The organism is Bacillus sp. FJAT-45350 (assembly GCF_002335805.1).
GTDB lineage: Bacteria > Bacillota > Bacilli > Bacillales > NISU01 > FJAT-45350.
On sequence record NZ_NISU01000001.1, the window covers coordinates 370,069 to 391,786 of the forward strand.

The window sequence follows — 21,718 nt, forward strand, 5'->3', positions numbered from 1 at the left end:
AATGGTAGTAGGAGATTTCGCAACAGAAGTAGATACGCTAGTCATTGGTTCAGGACCTGGCGGATATGTTGCAGCAATTCGTGCGGCACAATTAGGTCAAAAAGTAACAATTGTAGAAAAAGGAAATCTTGGTGGTGTATGTCTAAATGTTGGATGTATCCCTTCTAAAGCATTAATACAAGCTGGTCACCGTTATCATGATGCAAATTCTTCTGAAAACATGGGGATTACTGTGAAAGATGTAAATCTTGACTTCGGAAAGATGCAGGAATGGAAAGGAACTGTTGTTAACAAGCTTACAACAGGTGTTGAAGGTTTATTAAAAGGAAACAAGGTTGAAATTGTAAAAGGTGAAGCATACTTCGCTTCAAGTAACTCAGTTCGAATTATGGATGAGAAACAAGCACAAACATACACGTTTAAAAATTGTATTATTGCTACAGGGTCTCGTCCAATAGAATTACCAGCATTCAAATGGAGCAAGCGTGTATTAAGCTCTACGGGTGCATTAAACCTTGAAGAAAAGCCGAATAAGCTTATCGTCATCGGTGGTGGGTATATTGGTATTGAATTGGGAGCAGCATATTCAAACCTTGGTTCAGATGTTGTTGTACTTGAGGGTGGAAAGCAAATTCTTCCTGGATTTGAAAAGCAAATGAGTCAGCTTGTTTCAAGAAGAATGAAGAAGAATGGCGTGGAGTTTTTCACTCAAGCATTAGCTCAATCAGTGGAAGAAACAGAAACTGGCGTGAAGGTTACTGCTGAAGTAAAGGGTGAAACAAAAACAATTGAAGGAGATTACTTATTAGTAACAGTAGGTCGTTCTCCTAACACTGAAGAAATTGGTCTTGAACAAATCGGTGTAGATATTGATGAAAAAGGTTTTATCAAAGTAGATAAACAATGTAAAACCAATATAGATGGTATATATGCTATTGGTGATATTGTACATGGACCAATGCTAGCGCATAAAGCTTCATATGAAGCGAAAGTAGCGGCAGAAGCAATTGCAGGAATGCCATCAGAGGTTGACTATGTAGCGATTCCTGCAGTCGTATTCTCAGGGCCTGAACTTGCAACTGTAGGTTTATCTGAAGCAGAAGCAAAAGAGAAGGGTTATGATGTAGAAGCAGTTAAGTTCCCATTTGCTGCAAATGGTCGTGCATTATCGATGGATGAGCCAGATGGTTTTATGAAGATGGTTACACGTAAAGAAGATGGACTAGTACTTGGTGTACAAATTGCTGGGGCAAATGCATCTGATATGATATCTGAAGCAAGTGTGGCTATTGAAGCAGGAATGACTGCAGAGGATATTGCGATGACAATTCATGCTCACCCTTCATTAGGTGAAATTACAATGGAGACAGCAGAGGTCGCGTTAGGTCACCCAATTCATATTGTAAAATAAAATGGCGTTAACCATAATTTAAGAAGGCACTTTGATTTTAGTTAATCAAAGTGCCTTCTTCTATATTAAATGCTTCTTTAAGTAATGATACAATTTCTTCTTTCTGGTGTGCTCCCTCTGCTCTTAGTGTAACACCATCACGATTAACAACTAACATTGTGGGATATTCGATGATTTCATAATGGCGAATAAGTGCACGATCAGTTTGATTAACAATCTTTAAAGGAAAGACTTTGTCAGGATAGCTATTTCGTACGTCTAGAAGTGCGTCATAAAATTCTCCCTCTTTATGTAGAGAACTCTCATCGGAGAATAGCACAACAAGGCTTGCCTCATCTGTACCTAAAGGATTTTGATTACTTGCTTCTGATGACCAACATCCAGTAGTAAATATAATTGATGATAAAATAAGAAATGAAAGATGCTGTTTCATCGATAACATTCCTTCCTTCTAAGGTGGATTAGCTATTAGAAACTATTCTATCATGTCAATTTATGGTTTAGAGAGAAGTAACAAAAATGTAATATAAACGAAATAAAAAAGCAGTCTAGACTGCTTTTTTATTTTCCACATATAAGTTATATTCCAACTCTTTACACGTTTTCTTTATTTTTTATCTTTAAACTCAGCTTTTTCTTTCTTGAATTTGGCTTGCTCTTCTTTAAAGCGAGCTTTTTCTTCACGAAATTTAAGCTTCTCTTCCCGTATTCTAACTTTATCGTATGCAAGGATATCCTTTTCTTCTCGTAACGCTTTCATTAATGAGAAAATCATTAATATCATAATAATTGCAAAAGGTAGTGCGGCGATAATAGATGCAGTCTGTAAAGCGCCAAGGCCACCTGATAATAATAAAACTGCTGCGGCAGCTGATTGAATAAGCCCCCATATGAATTTAACTGAGTTAGGCGGCGTTAAACTTCCGTTTGTCGTTTGCATACCTAATACAAAGGTTGCTGAGTCTGCAGAAGTAATGAAGAATGATGCAATTAATAACACTGCTATTATCGACATAAAGGTACTAAATGGGAATTGATCTAATACAGAGAACAGTGCTACTTCCATACCTTGAGTGTTAATTACATCCATAATGCCAACATTATCATATAAGTCTAATGAAATCGCTGTACCTCCAAATACTGAAAACCATAAGAATCCAAATAGAGTTGGGACAGCTAGTACACCGATAACAAATTCTCGAATAGTACGTCCTCTAGATACACGTGCAATAAACGTACCGACAAATGGAGCCCATGCAATCCACCATGCCCAATAGAATATAGTCCATGCCTGTACCCAATTGGTTTCAGGATCAAAAGGATCAAGTCTGAAGCTCATACCAGCAAGATTTTGCAAGTAACTACCTATTGTTTGTGTAAATACATTCATTATAAAGTTTGTAGGTCCAAGGAATAAGAGGAAAAGCATTAATGCAATCGCTAAGTAAATATTAGTCTTACTTAGTATACGAATTCCTTTATTTAGACCTGTTTGAGATGACAACATATATAATACAGTAATAATAACGATAATGACTAGTTGTGTAACTATTGTATTATTAATTCCCGGTATAATATGAGATACTCCCCCTGCAATTTGCGCAGTACCAAATCCGAGAGATGTAGCTACCCCAAAAATTGTAGCGAAAACGACAATGACATTAATGATAGTACCTATTGCCCCGTCAACACGATTCCCTAATAGTGGTCTAAAAATCGCACTCATTACTCCAGGAGCGTCTTTTCTAAACTGGAAGTAAGCAAGTGCTAGCGCAACTACTGTGTATATTGCCCATGGATGTAATCCCCAGTGGAAGAAAGAAAATCGCATAGCAACGCTTGCTGCTTGGTATGATTCAGCCTCTCCTGTAGGAGGAGCATAGAAATGATACATTGGTTCTGCTACTCCCCAGAAGACTAAACCAATACCCATTCCAGCAGTAAAGAGAAAAGCAAACCAGGTAAGGTAATTATACTCTGGCTTATCGTCAGGTTTTCCTAACTTAATTCTCCCATATGGACTGACGATTAGATATAGTGCGAAAATCAAGAAACCTGTAGCAGCTAATAGATAAAACCAGCCGAATTGTTCTGTTATAAATCCTTGGATATTATTTGTTACTGTTTCCATGTTGCTAGGTAATATGGCGCCCCATAATATAAAGGCTAGCGCAATGATGACTGATATCATAAAAACTGGAGTCAGTTTCTTCAAAACAAAGTAACCACCTTTCAACTATGTATGAAATTTTAGGATAACTATACTAACGTAACACATTGGTTGTCTAGAAACAACGAAAACGCTCAAAACGTGTCGATTAAACTCTAAGATTACATTGCCCAATTTCAGCCTAAGTAAAACAGAAAGGGTCATTAAAATGAATAGGTAAATTAGTGAAAAAATAAAACTCTAATCATATGAAACACGTCTATTAAAAATATAACTAGGATAAGTTTGTTCATTTAGAGAATATTGTCGTTCCTTATTAGTAACATCTGCTAAACCATTGACTAACTTTTCTAAAGACACTATTTCAAACAAAAAAAACAAACGTCTATTTATATTTTCATCCATTGTGTGCATTGGGAGATTGTTTACGTCTTGATGTAATTGAAACCTCAATTGTATATGGTTATCATTAATTTCATGTAATGGGTCTTTTAGAATTAGGATTAGCGAACTTGTTAGACCCGTTAATAACGGTTTATCTACTAATGATTTATCATGTTGTGCAAAATCGAAAAACGATATGTTTCCTATATGAAAAACAATTTGTTGGAGGTAGTCTAATTTTTTTTGTAAAAAGATAAATGATCGTTGTTCATTTTCGTTAAAATTTCGGTACTTCAATTCTTCATCTTGAAACTTGGTTAACTGTAATGTTTTTTCGATTTCTTGATTTAATGCTCTGAAGCGTTCTAATAATATTGCTCTTTCTGAGGTTGATTCTTTTTTCAGCACTAATTCTAATAAATTTGCAGCCTGGAAATATAGCGAATCTACTTTATGAACGACTATTGGGCCGAATTTAGGTGGTAAGATGACGAAGTTTACTAAAGTAGAGACCACAATTCCTATTGTTGTACCAGACAGACGACTGATAAAATCGATGATAAAACTTTCGCTCGTACCCGGAATCATAGCGACAGCAGTTAGTGTAGCAATAAGAGTTCCGTTGTCTAGCTTTAGTTTAGAGCAAGCTACTATTGTCGTCATTGCAACGAGAGCATAGGTGAGTGCGGAATGACCGAAAATCATATCTACAACAATAGCAAAAATGGCACCAAGTGCTGCCGCTGGTAAACGAATTGCTCCTTTCTTAATTGAATCTGCTGCTGTTGGTTCTGTAGTAACAATTGCAGTAATAACAGCAAACATTACTGGCAAATCAAAATAATTGCAAACCCAAGCAGTGATGAAAACAGCTAATCCGGTTTTTATTACGCGTCTTCCAATCCATTTAGATTGGTTCATGATGATCACCTTCTAGAAGTTGGCTAGTTTCATCTTCTAGTATGTACTTTGATAACCATGTTATACTCATCGAGGAAAAGTATAGAAAATCAAGATGTCATTTATTTTTAATCAGAATCGTTAACGAATAGGAAGGGTGTTTAAAGTGGAAATAAAAAGGATATTAATACTAATATTATCTTTTGTAATAATAAGCACAGCATGTAATAACGGAGCAATGGAAGAAGAAATAGTGGAAGAGACTGAACAAGAGTTTTCTATTATAGAGGAACCTATAATAGATGAAAGAGATGAGGAAGAGGAGTCAGTAGTTACTGAGGAAGAGAGTAGTATTGAGCCTTTATATGAATTGAGTTCTGACTGGAGAGTTATTCCTATTGAAGGAACGGGAGCTAATGAAAAAGTCGTTCTTCTTACAATTGATGATGCTCCAGATAAGTATGGAGTAGAGATGGCAGAACGACTGCAAAGTCTTGGTGTAGGAGCAATATTTTTTATCAATGGACACTTTTTACAATCAGATGAAGGAAAAAGTCAGTTAAAACAAATTTATGAATTAGGATTTGAAATTGGAAACCATACAATGACTCATCCAAACCTAAGTAAACTTTCTGAACAAGAGCAACGAGATGAAATAATTAAACTAAATGTTTTAATTGAAGAAATAACTGGAGAACGCCCGAGGTTCTTTCGTGCACCATTCGGTGTAAATACAGACATTTCTAAGCAAGTTGTTGGTGAAGAGGATATGAAGTGGATGAACTGGAGTTATGGCTATGACTTTGTAAGTGAATATATGAATGCTGAAGCATTAGCGGAAATTATGGTGAACACAGACTTACTTAGACCTGGTTCTAACTTATTGATGCATGACCGAGATTTTACTTTAGAGGCATTAGAGGAAATTGTAGAAGGACTCCAAGAAAAAGGCTATGAAATAGTTGAACCCAGCCTAATAAAATAGTTTGTGTCAAGGTTGTCTTAATAGTTTGAAACAAACTATTAAGACAACCTCTTCAAATTTACAAAGAACTCTTGAAAAAAATGTCGAAAAACGTTACATTATCTTTTGTATTTAAAGTGTTTATTTCTAATGAAATTAAAGAAGGAAGAGATGGTAGGACATGGTTAAATGGGTCATCGGCATTGTTTTTGTCGTCTTAATGGTAGGATGTCAAAATCAATCAGGAGAAGAGATTACGCATGGTGAGGCTAAAAATAATAATGCGCCATCGGCTGAGTTAGAAAGTTTATCTATGGAGGTAACTGAATCAGAGGCTCGTTTTTTAGTGGACGATTTATTCGCTATCATAGATGGTGAGTATGCGTATGATGAAATTCATCGAACGCTTCAAATGACAATAAATGATGAAAGTTATTACTTGATTGATGGTGTTAAAGTTTTAGAACGTAATGGAGAGTATCTTCCTACTGATGAAATTTATTTAATGATAGAAGGTGACCATGTTTATCTTCCTGCATCATTTTTAAATCAAGGATTAGGGATAGATTTTCAATACGAAGAGTCAGCCTTAGTATTTGGGTGGAAAGGGCCTACTGAAAGGGTAGGAGGACCTCCTACAAATTTTGATTTTGATAGTTGGGATGCAGATAGGATGGTTGAATACTTATCCTTCCTACAGAAACCTATTAAGAATGCACAAGTGAGTACGCTTCCTAATCATCTACCTGGTGCTAAGCGTCTTTATCGAAATGGTTATCATGAGGGTTTAGATTGGTATGACTTTGCATCAGGTGGAAATATTAGTAGTGAAACACCAATCTATGCAATGGGTGAAGGAAAAGTTGTAAGAGCAGACCATGACTATGAGGAATATCCAACTGCTGAAGTTAGAAACGAGGATTTAAAGCTTACAGCAGCTCTTAAAGAAACACCAGAATATATATTTGATCGGTTACGAGGTAGGCAAGTATGGGTTCAGTATGATAATGGAATAATGAGTCGCTTTGCTCACTTGTCTCATATTCCAGAGGAAGTAAAAGTTGGAGATAAAGTAAATGATGAAACTGTCATTGGTTTTGTGGGGAATTCAGGGACAAGTGGTGCTGTAAATCAAGATGATACAGAACTTCATTTGCATCAAGATTTACTGATTTATGGAGAATTATTTTGGAAGCCGTTGAGTCAAGAAGAAGTACATGATGTATTAGTGAGGGTTTTTAAATAATAATACAAAAGAGCCATCAGAAATATTTATCTGATGGCTCTTTTGTAGTTAATTCTTATTTTCTTTTATAGAAGTACATAATGCGATTGTTGAATAAATGAAGCTCACCTTCTAATTTCTTAGCTAGGAATTTACAAAATTCATTAGCTTTTCCTTTATCACCGTGAGTAGCTCCTTCAGGGAGAATGACTTCAATGTACATTTGTTCTTCTGTGGTGTCATCACTAGTAACAATTTCTTCAATCCCAATTCCGAATACGATGTACTTATATCGAGAAATTCCACGGCTTTTTAAATAAAAATATTGCCCATTACTCTCTGGTACATCTAACATTTCATAAGGAAATGATGAATCCTCATAAGCCCAGTCAACTTGTGTTCCAGTTTTTGTTGTAATTGATTGGTAGTATCTGAAAATATCCTTAAGTTCCTCAAGTGTAATCGATTGTTGTTTTGAACCCTCTACCAGCTTTATGTATGCGCGATTTGACATCCTATAAGCACTCCTGTCATTAGAACGTTAAAAATCATACAATTATCTTAGCATTTGTTACCAGAAGTGACAACAAGAAAGTAATTGAGTGATTCTAAAGATTCACAGACTAAATAACTATAAAAGCGACAAAAGGTGTTTCATTAACATAGGTTACGACAAAATAAATTTCTTTCCGACAAAAAAATCGACCGAAATCTATCTGTGGACTAGATGTAATGTTATCTTAGTTACTCGGTAATTAGGTAAAAGGATAGATAATTGACTATATAATTTATGATATCCTATAAAAAGAAAAAAAGAGTAAGTGAAAAGGGTTTAAAACTTGTAAAAATAGACTGTTTTAATAGGGTTTATAAAAGATAGGACTCTAGGTACTGTTCAATGTGCTTGTGATGTAAGTAACTAACAAAATTAGACTAACTAAGTGGAAGAAGATAGAGGATTTGTGTAGGGGGGATTTGTATGAACAAATCACAAATGCTAGATGAATTAAGATTAGAAATAGGTTTGGTACCAGAATACGCTACTACTGTTAAAGAGTTTTACATAGGAATTGTAAAGGCGATTGGAAGTAGAATTAGGGTTAAATACGGTGTAGGTATTTATGAAATGAAGGGAAGTCATTTTCAAATGTTGTGCAGCATGGGGAGTACCCAACATAGAGTTATAGAACCATTTGATGATAGTCCATTTTCAACAAGTGCAATAAGAGGGAATACATTTATTCACACTAATAATAACTATCGTTCAATTATTTCGCCATTTTATAATGGTCATCATCTGATTGGTTTTATTGTTATTGATCTACCTGAGAGGGATTACTTTATTACGGAAGAAGATGTTATTTTTGTTAAAGAAGTATCTCGTTTTATAGAGGTTCAGCATAATCGTTATTCGAATTCTTACCTATAAAATCGTTAGTTGGATTCCGAAAGTAATTAAAGGTATTGTATTTTGATAATTTATAAGTTATAATAATAATCAGAATATTAAATTAATTATAAATCGGGGGTGTGTATCAATGAATTTGTTTGAGCGATTATACGATGAGCAAGAAAATGTAAAGGTACAGTTTACTGGGTTCACGACTGATGAAGCGCGCTATGATTTTGGGATTGTTTATACAAACATGTTCTTTGGTAAGCCTCTAGTCGTTTGCATGCAAACTGGACGTTCTGCATTACTATGTGCAGATGATATTACGAATCCAGAGCATCTACAAAATGCATTTCATATCAAAGAGAGAAAAGAAGCAGAGGATTTGGCGTTATTTTTTGAGAAAGCGTTACCTTCAATGCCGAGAGAGCCTCAGTATTAAATAAAATGAAAAGCGGTCCTAGATAGGGCTGCTTTTTTAATGTGTAATAAAAAATTAAATGTGTTATACGAATTAGGGTTGACAGCATTAATATGACATATTATTATAAAGGTATAGTAAAAATAAAACGCTTTCAATAACATTAAGGGAGATGGAAACTGTGGGTATTATTGTATGTCAAACTTGCAACGAGACAATTGAACATTTTGATGGGGAAAAGGTGACTACTTTATACGCAAAGTGTGCTGCAGACTGTCCAAAGTGTAGTAAAGAGAACTTAAATAAAAAATAAAAAACTATTTATAATATAGAAAGGTGAAGCTTATCAGCTTCACCTTTTTTTTCTGCATATAACAAATTCGCTCTACATAAATTGGTATGGTCCAATTGGCTGTTCTAATACATAGCGTTCTTGTGCCTTGATTAACATCTCATTCCAACTTGTAAATGTCGTTTCATCGCGAACAAATACATCCCATTCATGAGTTCTTTCTTGCGTGAATTGATGCCAAGTTGAAAAGTTTGTGTATTTTTGCATGAAACGATCATTAAATAAATGATGATACGGTGCAATATCCGTTGTTACTTCTGTAGAAAAGAAATCTTTAATTAATGATAACCCGTTCTTAAACATCTTATATCACCTCAGAATTGTTTTGGTTGTATTTGTGTCTTACTCATTAGTATTTATCGTTTTAGTTGTTGTTATTATATTATTCTTATAATTCATAGTTGTCAAGTTGGTTTTATGTAATTTTTACATGAAATAAATGAGTTATGTTAGTAATGTAGTGTTTATAAAACATACTAAATTAGTTGGTTTTAATAAAAAAACAAACCACCATATCTCTAAGGGTATGGTGGTTTGTTTTTTTATCTATTTTATTACCTAATTGCTCGATGTTCTTTAATTACTTTGATCATTTTGAACTCTGGATCTTCTGGTCCTTGTACTGGTAATCCCACTTCAAGGTTTTGATTTATATAATCAATGTTTTGCTCTGATATAATTTCTCCAGGTATGAGAATTGGAATTCCCGGTGGATATACCATGACAAACTCTGCAATAACTCTTCCTGCAGATTCATCGAAAGGAATAGATTCAGTCTCTGCATAAAAGGCATCCCGTGGAGAAAGGGATAGATGTGGAATATTCGGTACATCTACATGTACGGTTTTTCTTGCTTGAATATTCTCTTCATGTAGCTTTGATAACTCAGAAAGTGCACTAATTAAACGGTTGACTTCTTCGTGAGTATCACCGAATGAAATAATACAAAGAATGTTATATAGGTCAGAAAGTTCGACCTCAATATTATACTGCTCTCTAAGCCAAACTTCTGCATCATATCCGGTGATACCAAGATCCTTAATAGAAATAATTAATTTTGTAGGGTCATAATCATAAGTAGCTTTTGTACCTAGAATTTCTTTCCCTACACAGTAAAAGCCGGAAATATCGTTAATTTTTTCTCTAGTGTAATTTGCTAATTTTATCGTATTATCTATCATCATTCTACCTTCAGTAGCTAACCGCTTCCTAGCTGTGTCTAAGGATGATAATAGTAAATAGGATGTTGAAGTAGTTGTAAGCATACTTATAATGGATTGTACTCTAGTAGGGGAAACGAGTCCTTCCTTTACATTAAGTACTGAACTTTGTGTCATTGACCCGCCGAGCTTATGAACACTTGTAGCTGCCATATCAGCTCCTGCTTGCATAGCGGATAGTGGAAGTTCATCATGAAAGTGAATATGAACTCCGTGTGCTTCATCAACTAATACAGGGATAGAATAACTATGAGCTAATTCAACAATGTCTTTTAAATTAGCGGAAATTCCGAAATAAGTTGGGTTTATTACTAGTAGCCCCTTTGCATCTGGGTGCTGTGATAAAGCTTTTGCAACTGAGTCAATTGTGATTCCATGTGAGATTCCAAGGTCCTTATCAATTTCTGGGTGAATAAAAATGGGAGTTGCTCCAGAAAAGATTATCGCCGACATAATGGATTTGTGGACATTTCTTGGTACGATTATTTTATCGCCAGGGCCACAAACAGACATAATCATTGTCATGATTGCTCCGCTTGTCCCTTGGACTGAAAAGAATGTATGATCAGCACCGAATGCTTCAGCAGCTAATTCTTGAGCTTCTTTTATAATCCCGTGGGGGTGATGAAGATCATCTAATGGACCTATGTTTATTAAGTCTATTGACAATGCATTTTCGCCTATAAAGTTACGAAAGCTTGGGTCCATACCTTGTCCTTTTTTATGTCCTGGTATATGGAATTGGATTGGGTTCTTTTTTGCGTGTTCAACGACACCTGTAAATAATGGTGTTAATTGTTGTCGGGACAACGTGGTCACCTCATTCTATAAATATTAATTCTCCTTCATAAAAACAAGATTGAGTATATCAAATACGCAAAAAAAATCATAGATAAATTCATCGTCAATTGTGAAATTTTTATATAGATATTTAACCACTAGTGTTGCATAAACATTGTTAGAATTTTCAGTTTTAATATTTTCTCTTCTTAGAGCCAAAAAAGGGAATACCTAACCAAAGGTGGCTCCATCCATTTGGTAAAATATTTACAATTAAGCATAAGCAACGACGACAATTTGTTTATTAAGGGACTGCTTTTCCTTCAATTTTTCGAATCCAGATATGCGCTGGCTTCCATAGCGCAGCCCTTAAATAACGGCTAATTTGTAAGGTTTTTCGCTTGCTATTCGTTTCGAGTTGAACAAGAACATGCAGGCAAAAAACAATCAGTGCAATAAACACTTGATTTTGAATCGCCCATTCGCTTTGACCATAGAACTTTTTAATGTTGAGATGCTGTTTTATCCATTTGAAAAACAGTTCAATTGCCCAACGTGATTTATACATCTCAGAAATTTCTTCAGCACTCAAGTCAAAACGGTTAGTGATTAAATGAAGTTCATTTCCTTTTGAATCCTTCACTTTTAATAGGCGAAAGTAATTTTCACTACGGTTTTGAGTTGTACCAATCAATACCATTTGATCTGATAATACAGCTGAACCTTCTGGTAGTTTAAATTCATACACTTCACGTACGACAGCGTTTTTACGTAGTCTTGTAAGAAAAAAGTAGCCATCATCCGTCATGCGATCAAAGCGCTCATAATCAAGGTAACCACGGTCAAACACATACATGCATTCTTTGTTATCAATCATCACTTCAAGTTGACCACGATCGTGTTCTTTTGCCGTTGTGATAACAGCTTTTTCAGGATAGGAGAGTCCATTTTCCATAAACACAAGACGCAAATGTAACTTAACTCCCGCTTTTGTTTTGCGGAACTTAGCCCATTTATGATGGGTCAAATTAAGTGGCAATGTGCTTGAATCAATGATTTTTAACGGCATAATAAGTTTTGTAGGGTGTGTTTTGGCATGAATTTGTGTAACTAAATCTAAGAAAAGCTTTTGAAATAAGTCAGGATTCATACCATTTAATCGCCGTGATAGCTGAGAGATACTGATAGAATCAAGGTTAACTTCTTTTTGAAGTTTGTCATCAAAAAGACTATCGCCCAGCGCATGAAGACTTTCGATTTCTTGAATTTGTGCAAAGAGAAGTAATTTTAGAAATGATTCGGTCGTTAACTTTTTCGTATAGTAATCTAATTTCAATGTTTTCACGTTTTCTTCAAATAATTGAAAATTAATGGGTGAAAACCATTGTCCAAATGAAGTTTTTCGTGTAATCTTGTCCATAAGCGTGAGTCCTTTTTAGTGGATTTGGACGGGTTACCACCTGACTTATCCATTATAAAGGACTTTTTCTTTGCGTAAAATAAGATTATTGAAGATTTTGAGTCTTTTTAATATTCAAATTTAATTAATGCAACACTAGTGATATTTAACAGTTAAAATTAAGTATAAGTAAAGTATGATCTGTTTAGGCACAAACTATGAGTTGTAGTCAATTATCGTATCTAACAGAAACTTTGTTACTCATTACGTAAATACGGTATAATGGTTTTAAAAATTAGAATGTAAAATTAGGAATAAGGTGATTAGTATGGAACATAGCGTTAATATGCCTATCTCGTTAGATTGGAGCAAAGAAGAAGTAATTGATGTGATGGAGTTCTTCCAAGGGATCGAAAAGGTTTATAGTAAAGGTCTAGAAAGGGATAGATTAATGAACCTTTATCGTAGGTTTAAAGAAATTGTTCCTTCCAAAAGCGAAGAGAAACAAATTTTTAACCAATTTGACAGTGATTCAGGTCTATCATGCTATCATGCTGTGAAAAAGGCGAAGGAATCTGAATCTGGCTTGATTATTAAGCTATAAAATAAAAACATGTGTTCCAGCAATATTAATATGCTGGAACACATGTTTTTTATTAAAAAATAGTACATATGTAATTATATAAGAAATATGGACATCTCGTACGGTGCCGTTTACAAAAGTACGTTATTTTGTTCTCATTATTCTACCACCATCGTAGATTGTTGAGCCATTTTATATATTGGCATAACAGTTTTAAACGTTTCCTCTATTTTTTTTAAAAGAGCTTGTCCATTTGATAATATAGGGTCATGTCGGTCAATATGAATTCCACATAGTATTTCTGCTTTTTTTACATTCCCTAGACGTTCAAAAAGTGATTCTAGTTCAGTTAAGTCTAATTCCGACTGTTTTGTTGCATCTGGCTTCATATGGTCACCAGACCACATGTAATCATCAGGGATTAGGTCTTTAACTTTGTTTGATTGTGCAAGTAATTGTTTTGAAAATCCTTCTTTGATTGGAGCTTCGTATATCACTGCAAACCATACAAATAAATGACTTTCAAACAAACCAATTTGAAAATGTGGTAACATTTTATAGCCTCGTTTATTGTTAGCAAAGGCAACCCATGTATCATTAGGAGGGTTTACTTTTCTTCTAGCATGTTTGGCTACATGTGGAAACATCTCGTCACCAGTCATAGTAGATAAAGTAGGAGCAAGATGTTCACCTAACTGTTCAAGTTTCGGTCTAACTCTTTCTTTTAAAGCGTCCATACGAGGATCTAATCCTTCTATTGTAAAAACATCAAAATCCTTCTGTTCAAATCCTTGAAAATCCATTGTATACACCTACCTATGAGGATAATTTGTTATTAGTTTACCATATCCTTTTACTTCTTGAAAAATTATAAACCTTCCTTAGAAGGTCAATGTATTATGTCTTAGAATAATCTTATTTTTAAAAATTAAATATCACTGTACCATTTCAAAAACAAACTTCATATGTTATAATAAGTATTAACTAAAGAATCAGAATTTTTAGTTAATAATAGTTGGTGACCATTTATTGAGAAGAAAGCCCCTTATAGTCAGAGATTAACTATTCAAAGGAGTGTGGGTTACCATGGAACAAGTCATGCAAATTTTAAAACGCACAGATGCGGAAAAACGTATTCCGGTACTGAAATTAGAAATTGATTATGAACTAGTTACTTTACACGATGCGATGCTTGTTGAAAATGTAAAAGAGATAAATCAAACCAAACATCGTTTAGAAGAACTTCGACAAGAATTAATTAGGTTAGAAGTATAATTTTAGAAATATTGAAAAGCGTGCCTAATTGGCCGCTTTTTTTTGGATTTATATATAGTTGATTCATAATTTTTTGACAATGTTTTTTAAAACGTTTTCCTGTAGTTATTTTTTATGTCATAATAATGGATAAGAATAATGAACGAGATGGCTAAAGAGGGGGTCACATCATGAATGAAATTGATTGGTTTGACGTTGAAAAGATTGCTAAAGACTGGGTGAAAGAAGCGGGTCAATTACTCAAGGAATCTATGTTACAAACGATAGAAGTCGAGAGTAAATCTAATCCAGATGATTTAGTGACAGAAATGGACCGACGAATAGAACGTTATTTTTTAAATAAAATTAACGAACGATTTCCTAACCATCAATTTCTTGGGGAAGAAGGTAGTGGTGAAGTGGTTGAATCAGAAAAAGGGATCGTTTGGATCGTTGACCCTATAGATGGTACAACAAATTTTGTTCACCAAAAATATAACTTTGCCATTTCTTTAGCTGTCTATGAAAATGGAATTGGCAAGATTGGGCTGATTTATAATGTCATGGCAGATGAACTATTTAGTGCAGTAAAAGGTAACGGTGCCTATTTAAATGACACAAAACTCCCTAAACTAGCCCCTGTATCAGTAGAAAAAGCAATAATAGGGCTGAATGCAAGATGGCTTTTAGAAGAAGAGAATAGTACAAACAAATGTTTTAAACGATTAGTGGAATCTGTTCGTGGAGTTAGATCCTATGGTTCTGCAGCTATAGAAATATGTTATGTCGTTGCAGGAAGGTTAGATGGCTATATCAGTTTAGGTTTATCACCTTGGGACTTTGCAGCTGGTACGGTTCTTCTAGAAGAAGTGAACGGGTGCTATTCAACTTTTGATGGTAAACCATTAAATATACTTAAATCTAGTTCAGTTTTTGTAGGGAAACCAAAGTTTCATGACGAAATAATTAAAGATTTTGTTCAGAAGGAGTTGGGAGCATGAAAGTAGGTTTTATTGGTTTAGGGACAATGGGATTACCGATGACGAAAAATATCATTTCTGCTGGATACGAAACATACGTGGTAAGTAGAAGTCGTCCGCCTATTGAAGAAGCTGTATCACTTGGTGCAAAGGAAGCTGCAAGTCCAAAAGAATTAATAGAGACAGTAGATATTGTTTTAACGTGTTTACCTTTACCAGAATCAATTATTGATGTTTACGAAGGAGAAAACGGTTTAATAGCTGGTGCAACTGAAGGTAAAATCATTGTTGATCATTCCACTGTAAGTCCTGAGCTTAATAAACAAGTGAGTGCTCAGTTGGAGGAAAAGGGTGCATTCTTTATTGACGGACCTGTTAGTGGTGGACCAATGGGGGCTAAGGCTGGCACTTTAACTATTATGTGTGGAGGTAGTGAAAAAGCTTTTCATGACAGTTATGAAGTATTGAAGGTCATTGGGGATTATGTTGTACAAGTTGGACCGACTGGAAATGGAAGTGTGATTAAGCTCATCAATAATATGCTAGTTGGTGTTCATACTACTGCACTTTCGGAAGCGTTTGTCATGGGTGAGAAGGCTGGGGTTAATCCAAAAACCCTTTTTGATATAATAAAAAGAAGCTCTGGTTTTTCTAAAAGTATGGATTGGTCTGTTGAAGCAATTCTTGATCGTGCATTTGAGCAAAGGTTTAGTATTAAGCTACTTCATAAAGATATGAAACTTGCTTTATCTCTTGCTGATAATCTAGAAGTACCTGTTGAAGTGGTGGAATTAGCTGAAGCGATCGTAGCTAGGGCTAAAGAAAGTCATGGTAATGAAGATGTATCTGCCATTATCCGTCCTCTTGAGGAAAAGGTAGGAGTACGAGTGGAGCGTTGGGAGAAGAATTAATTGGAAATGTAAAAAAACAGTTGAGATTAATCTCAACTGTTTTTTTACATTTCATTCGATTCTCGTAGCTTCTTTTTAAGATTAAAGCCCAGACCAGTTGCAATGAAAATCCCAATTAATGATAAGAGTGTAATTAAAAGACTTCGTTCAGCTACCGCTATCCCAATACCCATAATACAAATGACAGTAATCACTGCTAACAATAAAAACATTATATTTTCTTTCTTCATTATTCGTACCCCCTGAAATTCGAAACCATACTTACACTTTACACTAGTTTAACCCCCTTTGCATAGTAGAAATAGCTTTAGATTTGACAATTAAGTTACAGCTCAATCCTGTTTTAATGGTTTAATTGGAGAATTAAAGGGAAAAATGGTATTAAAACTGTAGTTATTTTTCTATTTTTGTATAAAATAAAAATACATTAGATATGCCATAATGAATGTTTATGATATAATTACACAGTTAGTAAATGAAAAGGGAGCGAATAATTACGCATGAAACTTCGTGAAGATTTAAGAAATATAGCAATCATTGCCCACGTAGACCACGGTAAAACAACATTAGTTGACCAATTGTTAAAGCAGTCTGGAACTTTCCAAACACATGAACAGGTAGAAGAAAGAGCGATGGATTCAAATGCTATTGAAAAAGAAAGAGGTATTACAATCCTTGCTAAAAATACTGCAATTAATTACAAAGAAAAACGTATCAACATTTTAGATACACCTGGACATGCTGATTTTGGTGGAGAAGTTGAGCGTATTATGAAAATGGTAGACGGTGTCCTTTTAGTAGTTGATGCTTATGAAGGGTGTATGCCACAAACTCGATTCGTTCTTAAAAAAGCACTTGAGCAGAAATTAAGCCCAATTGTTGTAGTAAATAAAATCGATAGAGACTTTGCTCGACCTGCAGAGGTTGTAGATGAAGTTGTTGATTTATTAATTGATTTAGGAGCAGATGAAGACCAATTAGACTTCCCAGTTGTTTATGCTTCAGCTATTAATGGTACTGCTAGCATGAATCCTGAGAAGCAAGATGAGGACATGTCTTCATTATTTGAAATGATTATCGATAATGTTCCAGCACCGGTAGATAACCATGAAGATCCATTACAATTCCAAGTAACAATGCTTGATTACAATGATTACTTAGGAAGAGTTGGGATTGGTCGTGTCTTCAGAGGAACGATGAAGGTTGGACAACAGGTTGCTTTAATGAAATTAGATGGTAGTGTTAAGCAATTCCGTGTAACAAAGATTTTTGGTTTCTTAGGTTTAAAGCGTATTGAAATTGAAGAAGCAAAAGCTGGAGACTTAATCGCTGTTTCTGGAATGGAAGAAATTAACGTAGGAGAAACAGTTTGTCCTGTTGAACACCAAGAGCCACTACCAATTCTACGTATAGATGAGCCGACGTTACAAATGACGTTCTTGGTAAATAACAGTCCATTTGCAGGTCGTGAAGGGAAGTTTGTTACTAGTCGTAAGCTTGATGAACGTTTAAAAGCACAGTTAGAAACAGATGTAAGTTTACGTGTTGAGAATACTGACTCACCAGATGTTTGGGTTGTTTCTGGGCGTGGAGAGCTTCACCTTTCCATTTTAATTGAGAATATGCGTCGTGAAGGCTATGAACTACAGGTTTCTAAGCCTGAAGTTATCATCCGTCTTATCGATGGTGTGAAGTCAGAGCCAGTTGAGCGAGTTCAAATTGATGTTCCTGAAGAGTACACAGGTGCAGTTATGGAATCACTTGGAGCTCGTAAAGGTGAAATGATTAACATGACAAACACTGGATCTGGTCAAGTTCGTCTAGACTTCATGGTTCCTGCTCGTGGATTAATTGGATATTCAACAGAATTTTTAACTCAAACTCGTGGATATGGGATTATTAACCACTCATTTGATGGTTATATGCCAATGGCACAAGGTCATGTTGGCGGACGTCGTCAAGGTGTTCTTGTTTCTATGGAGTCAGGTAAATCTTCAGCTTACGGTATTATGCAAGTAGAAGACCGTGGGGTAATTTTCGTAGAGCCTGGTACTGAAATTTATGAAGGTATGATTGTTGGTGAGCATAATCGTGATAATGATATAACGGTTAACATTACAAAAATGAAGCAAGCTACAAACGTACGTTCTGCTAATAAAGATCAAACAGTAACAATGAAAAAACCACGTACAATGACACTAGAAGAAGCGCTTGAGTATTTAAATGAAGACGAGTTCTGTGAAGTAACTCCAGAATCAATTCGTTTACGTAAAAAGGTTTTAAATAAGAGTGAACGTGAAAGAGAAGAAAAGAGAAGAAAAGTAGCACAACAATAATAAACTTTTGCCTTTAAACGTAGGACAAGCATACGCTTTTCTATTTTTAAAGGCATTGGTTATAGAACAAATAGGGAGGGACTGGGATGGAAGAAACAGTAGACATAAACCCTAGTGATTTATCCACGTTTGCAGCCCTTGTAAATATAGACCAAAACCCAGTTGTTGGGTTTTGGCTATTATTTGGTATTGTCGTTCTTATGTCAATTGTCGTTTATAATCTAGGCTTTGCTAGAAAACTTCCTTTATTGAAGCAAGCTGTTATATATATTATGTTACTAATTGGTTCTATACCAATAACTATATTTGCTATTGGTATGCCTGTAGTTGAGTCATTACTAGTAGCTGCTTTAGTACTTGGAATTTATAAATATCGACTAGCGAAAAGTCAAAAAGAGCAGCAAGTTGGGGATTCATAATTTATGAATCTACAAGATGCGATCTATAATTGGCTTTCAATTAAAGTAGTACATGAAGCAAGGCCGGACGACAATGCGGCAAAAGAAACCTTTGATTTTTTTACCGAAATACTAGAAGAGGACCATCATATTGAAAAGCTAAATATTTCAACGAGTGGTCCTATGTATGTTGTTACGTATTCGATTGATGGGGAAGAATTAGAGAAGAAATATCCTATTGAGCTTGTTGATGCTCTGTTAGAAAGTATAGAGGCAGAGCCGAAATATAATCAATAAAAAAGATGTTCTAAAAGGTTTTTATTTAACCTTTTAGGACATCCTTTTTTATTGCGTGGTCTATAAAGAAAACTTGCTAATTGAGTATAAAGCCATGTTGAGGTGTCTACTGTGTTTACCAATCATTCTCTGTTTTCTTACTCTCGAATAGTTTGAAGTTGCCAGTAGCCTTTCTTTCGTTTGTACGTACAGTAATTCTTTCATAGCATTCTGGGCATGTATACGTATGAATAGGTCTATTTCTTAACTTTTTAGCTAATGGATTATAATCATCAATGTTGTCTATTCTATCACATATTACACATTTTACTCTCATCTCTTCACCTCGAATCACACGTTAAACATTATCATTTATCCTATTGTAGCTATATTAATGAAAAAAATAAACCCAAATGTAGCATATCTGTTTTAAAAGCATCTAAAATAGGTATAGTATAAGTGTAGCATATATTAGATGTGGAGGGCTTTTTTATGGGAAATCAAGTAGAACAAAGGTTAACAGATGAACTATTACCTCTTTTACAGAAGGAACGTTTTGTTACAATTGCGACTGTTGATTACGAAACAAAAATACCAAATGTAAATGCAATTTCATGGGTATATGCGCCTGATAACGACAAAGTTAGATTTGCTGTAGATAATCGTTCCAGAATTATTGAAAATATCCAAGCGAGCCCTGGTGTAACGATTAATTTAATCGGAAATGGCTCAACTTACTCTATTTCTGGTGAAGCAAAAGTCGTTGTTGATAAGTTAGATGAAGTTCCGTTAAAGTTAGCACTTGTTGAAATATCAATTAGTGCCGTACGTGATGTAATGTTTTATGGATCGAAAATAAGCGTAGAACCGAGCTATGAAAAAACATATGATGCTGAAGCGGCTGCAAAGCTAGATAAACAAGTAATGGAAGCGATTAAAAAAGCTTAGTCTATAGTAGACTAACCTAAATTATTGGGACACTATAAAACACCTTCGAAATGGTACACTTAAAAAAAGTACTATTCGGAGGTGTTTTTTGCATGGGCAAAAACGTATATTCAAATGAAGTGAAATGGGCAGTTGTTAAAGATAAGATGAGTGGGCAATTCACAAATAGAGAAATCATGGAGAAGTATGGAGTTAAAAATGTCTCTCAAATTAAAACATGGATGAAATGGTATCGTGAAAATCAGGTTCATAGATTCGATCAGCCGATAGGCAAACAGTATTCGTATGGTCATGGGCCTGACAATCAAAATGATGAAGAAAGAAAAGAACGACAAATGATGCATTTAAAACAAGAGAATGAAATCTTAAAAAAGTATTTGGAGATCGAAAAGGAGTTGAAAAAGAAATAGTCCTCCAACTAGTAGATACATTACGCAAAAAATATACTGTTTCAGCCATCTTATTAGCTTTAAATGTTCCAAGAGCTACTTATTACCGCTGGGCTTCTTCACAATCAATCAAATTGTCCGTGGAGGAGGAAACGATTATTTCCCTTTGCGAAGAAACGAAATATCGCTATGGGCATCGTAAAATTAAAGAGCTGTTAAAGCGTAAGTACCATATAAAGTTAAACCGTAATACAGTTCAACGGATCATGCAGAAGTATCACTTGCAATGCAGAGTAAAGCAGAAGAGGAAGTGGAAATCTCAAGGAGAATCTGTGATTGTGGCTCCGAACTTATTACAACGAGAGTTTTATGCAATCAAACCTAACCAAAAATGGGTAACCGATATTACCTACATTCAATATGGTCCAAACACTCTGTATTTATCAACAATAATGGATTTATTTAATAACCAAATCGTCGCTTACAAGATCTATACTCACCAACAAATCCCTTTAGTTGTCGATACATTGAATGAAGCATTACAAAAAAGAGGAAACCCAAAAGGGGTTATCATTCATTCAGATCAAGGAACTGTCTATACTTCCTATGCTTATCAAAACCTAATAAAAGAGAAGAATTTAGTGAGTAGTATGTCACGTAGGGGAAACTGTTGGGACAATGCAGTAATAGAATCTTTTCACTCTAACCTAAAATCAGAGGAATTTCAGTATGTTAAATTTAATTCGTTATCTTTAGAAGAAGTTAAAGAGCGTGTAGACGAATTTATGAGGTATTATAATGAAGAGCGTATCCAAGAGAAGTTAGGCTACCACACACCAAAAGAATTTGGTAATATGGCAGCCTAAGAAGGTGTTTTATTACTGTCTCAAATGACTAGGTCAGTCTATAGACTAAGCTTTTTTCTTTAAGGAAAGAGATATATAAATTTGTTGCTTCACACATTGCAATGGATGTCTTAGTCGTTGTTAATACCTATATATTCGTTAAATTTGTTGTGAGAATA

At 34.8% G+C, this 21,718-nt stretch carries 25 protein-coding genes; 15 read left to right on the top strand and 10 right to left on the bottom strand.

Features of this window, described 5'->3' with window-relative positions; translation table 11 throughout:
• Position 1 precedes the first annotated feature (1 nt).
• Entirely contained in the window at positions 2-1,411 is a 1,410-nt protein-coding gene (gene lpdA, locus CD003_RS01835) for a dihydrolipoyl dehydrogenase (protein ID WP_096199185.1), read from the top strand.
• Between the two features lie 37 nt (positions 1,412-1,448).
• Here the strand turns inward: lpdA and CD003_RS01840 are convergent, their stop codons facing one another.
• The 3 genes from CD003_RS01840 to CD003_RS01850 form a co-directional block, all read right to left on the bottom strand.
• Positions 1,449-1,853, bottom strand: coding sequence for a hypothetical protein (locus tag CD003_RS01840; RefSeq protein ID WP_096199186.1), 405 nt, complete (start codon positions 1,851-1,853; stop codon positions 1,449-1,451).
• A 165-nt stretch (positions 1,854-2,018) separates the two neighbouring features.
• A complete protein-coding gene (locus CD003_RS01845; RefSeq protein ID WP_096199187.1) occupies positions 2,019-3,626 on the bottom strand; it encodes a glycine betaine uptake BCCT transporter in 1,608 nt (535 codons plus the stop codon).
• 195 nt (positions 3,627-3,821) lie between these two features.
• Positions 3,822-4,886: an FUSC family protein gene (locus CD003_RS01850; protein WP_096199188.1), complete on the bottom strand. Its 1,065-nt coding sequence runs from the start codon at positions 4,884-4,886 to the stop codon at positions 3,822-3,824.
• Positions 4,887-5,031: 145 nt separating this feature from the next.
• Here CD003_RS01850 and CD003_RS01855 point away from each other — a divergent pair, with 145 nt between their 5' ends.
• Positions 5,032-5,850 (top strand): polysaccharide deacetylase family protein, encoded by an 819-nt coding sequence (locus tag CD003_RS01855; protein WP_257008140.1) that lies wholly within the window; start codon positions 5,032-5,034, stop codon positions 5,848-5,850.
• Positions 5,851-6,010: 160 nt separating this feature from the next.
• On the top strand, positions 6,011-7,075 hold the full coding sequence (locus CD003_RS01860) for a M23 family metallopeptidase (RefSeq protein ID WP_257008141.1): 1,065 nt from the start codon (positions 6,011-6,013) through the stop codon (positions 7,073-7,075).
• Between the two features lie 55 nt (positions 7,076-7,130).
• Here CD003_RS01860 and CD003_RS01865 read toward each other — a convergent pair whose 3' ends face one another.
• A complete protein-coding gene (locus CD003_RS01865; protein ID WP_096199189.1) occupies positions 7,131-7,568 on the bottom strand; it encodes a DUF1885 family protein in 438 nt (145 codons plus the stop codon).
• A 465-nt stretch (positions 7,569-8,033) separates the two neighbouring features.
• Between CD003_RS01865 and CD003_RS01870 the strand changes: the two genes are divergently transcribed.
• The 3 genes from CD003_RS01870 (at position 8,034) to CD003_RS01880 (ending at position 9,181) form a co-directional block, all read left to right on the top strand.
• Positions 8,034-8,483 (top strand): hypothetical protein, encoded by a 450-nt coding sequence (locus CD003_RS01870; protein WP_096199190.1) that lies wholly within the window; start codon positions 8,034-8,036, stop codon positions 8,481-8,483.
• A 109-nt stretch (positions 8,484-8,592) separates the two neighbouring features.
• Positions 8,593-8,889, top strand: a complete 297-nt coding sequence (locus CD003_RS01875) for a DUF3055 domain-containing protein (protein WP_096199191.1) — start codon at positions 8,593-8,595, stop codon at positions 8,887-8,889.
• Between the two features lie 151 nt (positions 8,890-9,040).
• On the top strand, positions 9,041-9,181 hold the full coding sequence (locus CD003_RS01880; protein WP_373558524.1) for a GapA-binding peptide SR1P: 141 nt from the start codon (positions 9,041-9,043) through the stop codon (positions 9,179-9,181).
• Positions 9,182-9,253: 72 nt separating this feature from the next.
• Here CD003_RS01880 and CD003_RS01885 read toward each other — a convergent pair whose 3' ends face one another.
• From CD003_RS01885 to CD003_RS01895, 3 genes are all read right to left on the bottom strand, one after another.
• The gene (locus CD003_RS01885; protein WP_096199193.1) at positions 9,254-9,523 is read right to left on the bottom strand and encodes a hypothetical protein; all 270 of its coding nucleotides are present in this window, start codon (positions 9,521-9,523) and stop codon (positions 9,254-9,256) included.
• A 251-nt stretch (positions 9,524-9,774) separates the two neighbouring features.
• Positions 9,775-11,250: an aminotransferase class I/II-fold pyridoxal phosphate-dependent enzyme gene (locus tag CD003_RS01890; protein WP_096199194.1), complete on the bottom strand. Its 1,476-nt coding sequence runs from the start codon at positions 11,248-11,250 to the stop codon at positions 9,775-9,777.
• A gap of 274 nt (positions 11,251-11,524) precedes the next feature.
• Positions 11,525-12,640, bottom strand: coding sequence for an IS4 family transposase (locus CD003_RS01895; RefSeq protein ID WP_096199195.1), 1,116 nt, complete (start codon positions 12,638-12,640; stop codon positions 11,525-11,527).
• A gap of 307 nt (positions 12,641-12,947) precedes the next feature.
• Here CD003_RS01895 and CD003_RS01900 point away from each other — a divergent pair, with 307 nt between their 5' ends.
• Positions 12,948-13,223 carry a UPF0223 family protein gene (locus CD003_RS01900; RefSeq protein WP_096199196.1) on the top strand — a complete coding sequence of 92 codons (276 nt, stop codon included), beginning with the start codon at positions 12,948-12,950 and terminating at the stop codon, positions 13,221-13,223.
• A gap of 137 nt (positions 13,224-13,360) precedes the next feature.
• Here CD003_RS01900 and CD003_RS01905 read toward each other — a convergent pair whose 3' ends face one another.
• Complete coding sequence (locus CD003_RS01905; protein ID WP_096199197.1) at positions 13,361-14,005, bottom strand: YktB family protein; 645 nt, start codon at positions 14,003-14,005, stop codon at positions 13,361-13,363.
• A gap of 283 nt (positions 14,006-14,288) precedes the next feature.
• Here CD003_RS01905 and CD003_RS01910 point away from each other — a divergent pair, with 283 nt between their 5' ends.
• The 3 genes from CD003_RS01910 (at position 14,289) to CD003_RS01920 (ending at position 16,347) form a co-directional block, all read left to right on the top strand.
• Positions 14,289-14,477: a hypothetical protein gene (locus CD003_RS01910; RefSeq protein ID WP_096199198.1), complete on the top strand. Its 189-nt coding sequence runs from the start codon at positions 14,289-14,291 to the stop codon at positions 14,475-14,477.
• 170 nt (positions 14,478-14,647) lie between these two features.
• On the top strand, positions 14,648-15,457 hold the full coding sequence (locus tag CD003_RS01915) for an inositol monophosphatase family protein (protein ID WP_096199199.1): 810 nt from the start codon (positions 14,648-14,650) through the stop codon (positions 15,455-15,457).
• Complete coding sequence (locus CD003_RS01920) at positions 15,454-16,347, top strand: NAD(P)-dependent oxidoreductase (protein WP_096199200.1); 894 nt, start codon at positions 15,454-15,456, stop codon at positions 16,345-16,347. Before CD003_RS01915 ends, CD003_RS01920 begins: the two co-directional genes overlap by 4 nt.
• Positions 16,348-16,391: 44 nt before the next feature.
• Here CD003_RS01920 and CD003_RS01925 read toward each other — a convergent pair whose 3' ends face one another.
• Positions 16,392-16,577 carry a DUF5325 family protein gene (locus CD003_RS01925; protein ID WP_096199201.1) on the bottom strand — a complete coding sequence of 62 codons (186 nt, stop codon included), beginning with the start codon at positions 16,575-16,577 and terminating at the stop codon, positions 16,392-16,394.
• 270 nt (positions 16,578-16,847) lie between these two features.
• Here CD003_RS01925 and typA point away from each other — a divergent pair, with 270 nt between their 5' ends.
• From typA to CD003_RS01940, 3 genes are all read left to right on the top strand, one after another.
• The gene (typA, locus tag CD003_RS01930; RefSeq protein ID WP_096199202.1) at positions 16,848-18,683 is read left to right on the top strand and encodes a translational GTPase TypA; all 1,836 of its coding nucleotides are present in this window, start codon (positions 16,848-16,850) and stop codon (positions 18,681-18,683) included.
• A gap of 86 nt (positions 18,684-18,769) precedes the next feature.
• Entirely contained in the window at positions 18,770-19,102 is a 333-nt protein-coding gene (locus CD003_RS01935; protein ID WP_096199203.1) for a YlaH-like family protein, read from the top strand.
• Between the two features lie 3 nt (positions 19,103-19,105).
• Positions 19,106-19,378 carry a hypothetical protein gene (locus tag CD003_RS01940; RefSeq protein ID WP_096199204.1) on the top strand — a complete coding sequence of 91 codons (273 nt, stop codon included), beginning with the start codon at positions 19,106-19,108 and terminating at the stop codon, positions 19,376-19,378.
• Positions 19,379-19,493: 115 nt separating this feature from the next.
• Here the strand turns inward: CD003_RS01940 and CD003_RS01945 are convergent, their stop codons facing one another.
• Positions 19,494-19,694, bottom strand: coding sequence for a YlaI family protein (locus CD003_RS01945; RefSeq protein ID WP_096199205.1), 201 nt, complete (start codon positions 19,692-19,694; stop codon positions 19,494-19,496).
• Between the two features lie 155 nt (positions 19,695-19,849).
• On the opposite strand from CD003_RS01945, the gene CD003_RS01950 reads away from it, so the two are divergent.
• Positions 19,850-20,305: a pyridoxamine 5'-phosphate oxidase family protein gene (locus CD003_RS01950; RefSeq protein ID WP_096199206.1), complete on the top strand. Its 456-nt coding sequence runs from the start codon at positions 19,850-19,852 to the stop codon at positions 20,303-20,305.
• A gap of 92 nt (positions 20,306-20,397) precedes the next feature.
• Positions 20,398-21,560, top strand: a protein-coding gene (locus CD003_RS01955; protein ID WP_096199207.1) for an IS3 family transposase whose coding sequence is annotated in 2 segments (ribosomal slippage) — positions 20,398-20,674 and positions 20,674-21,560 — 1,164 coding nt in all. Because the reading frame shifts where the segments join, the coding sequence is not laid out codon by codon here.
• Positions 21,561-21,718: the final 158 nt, after the last annotated feature.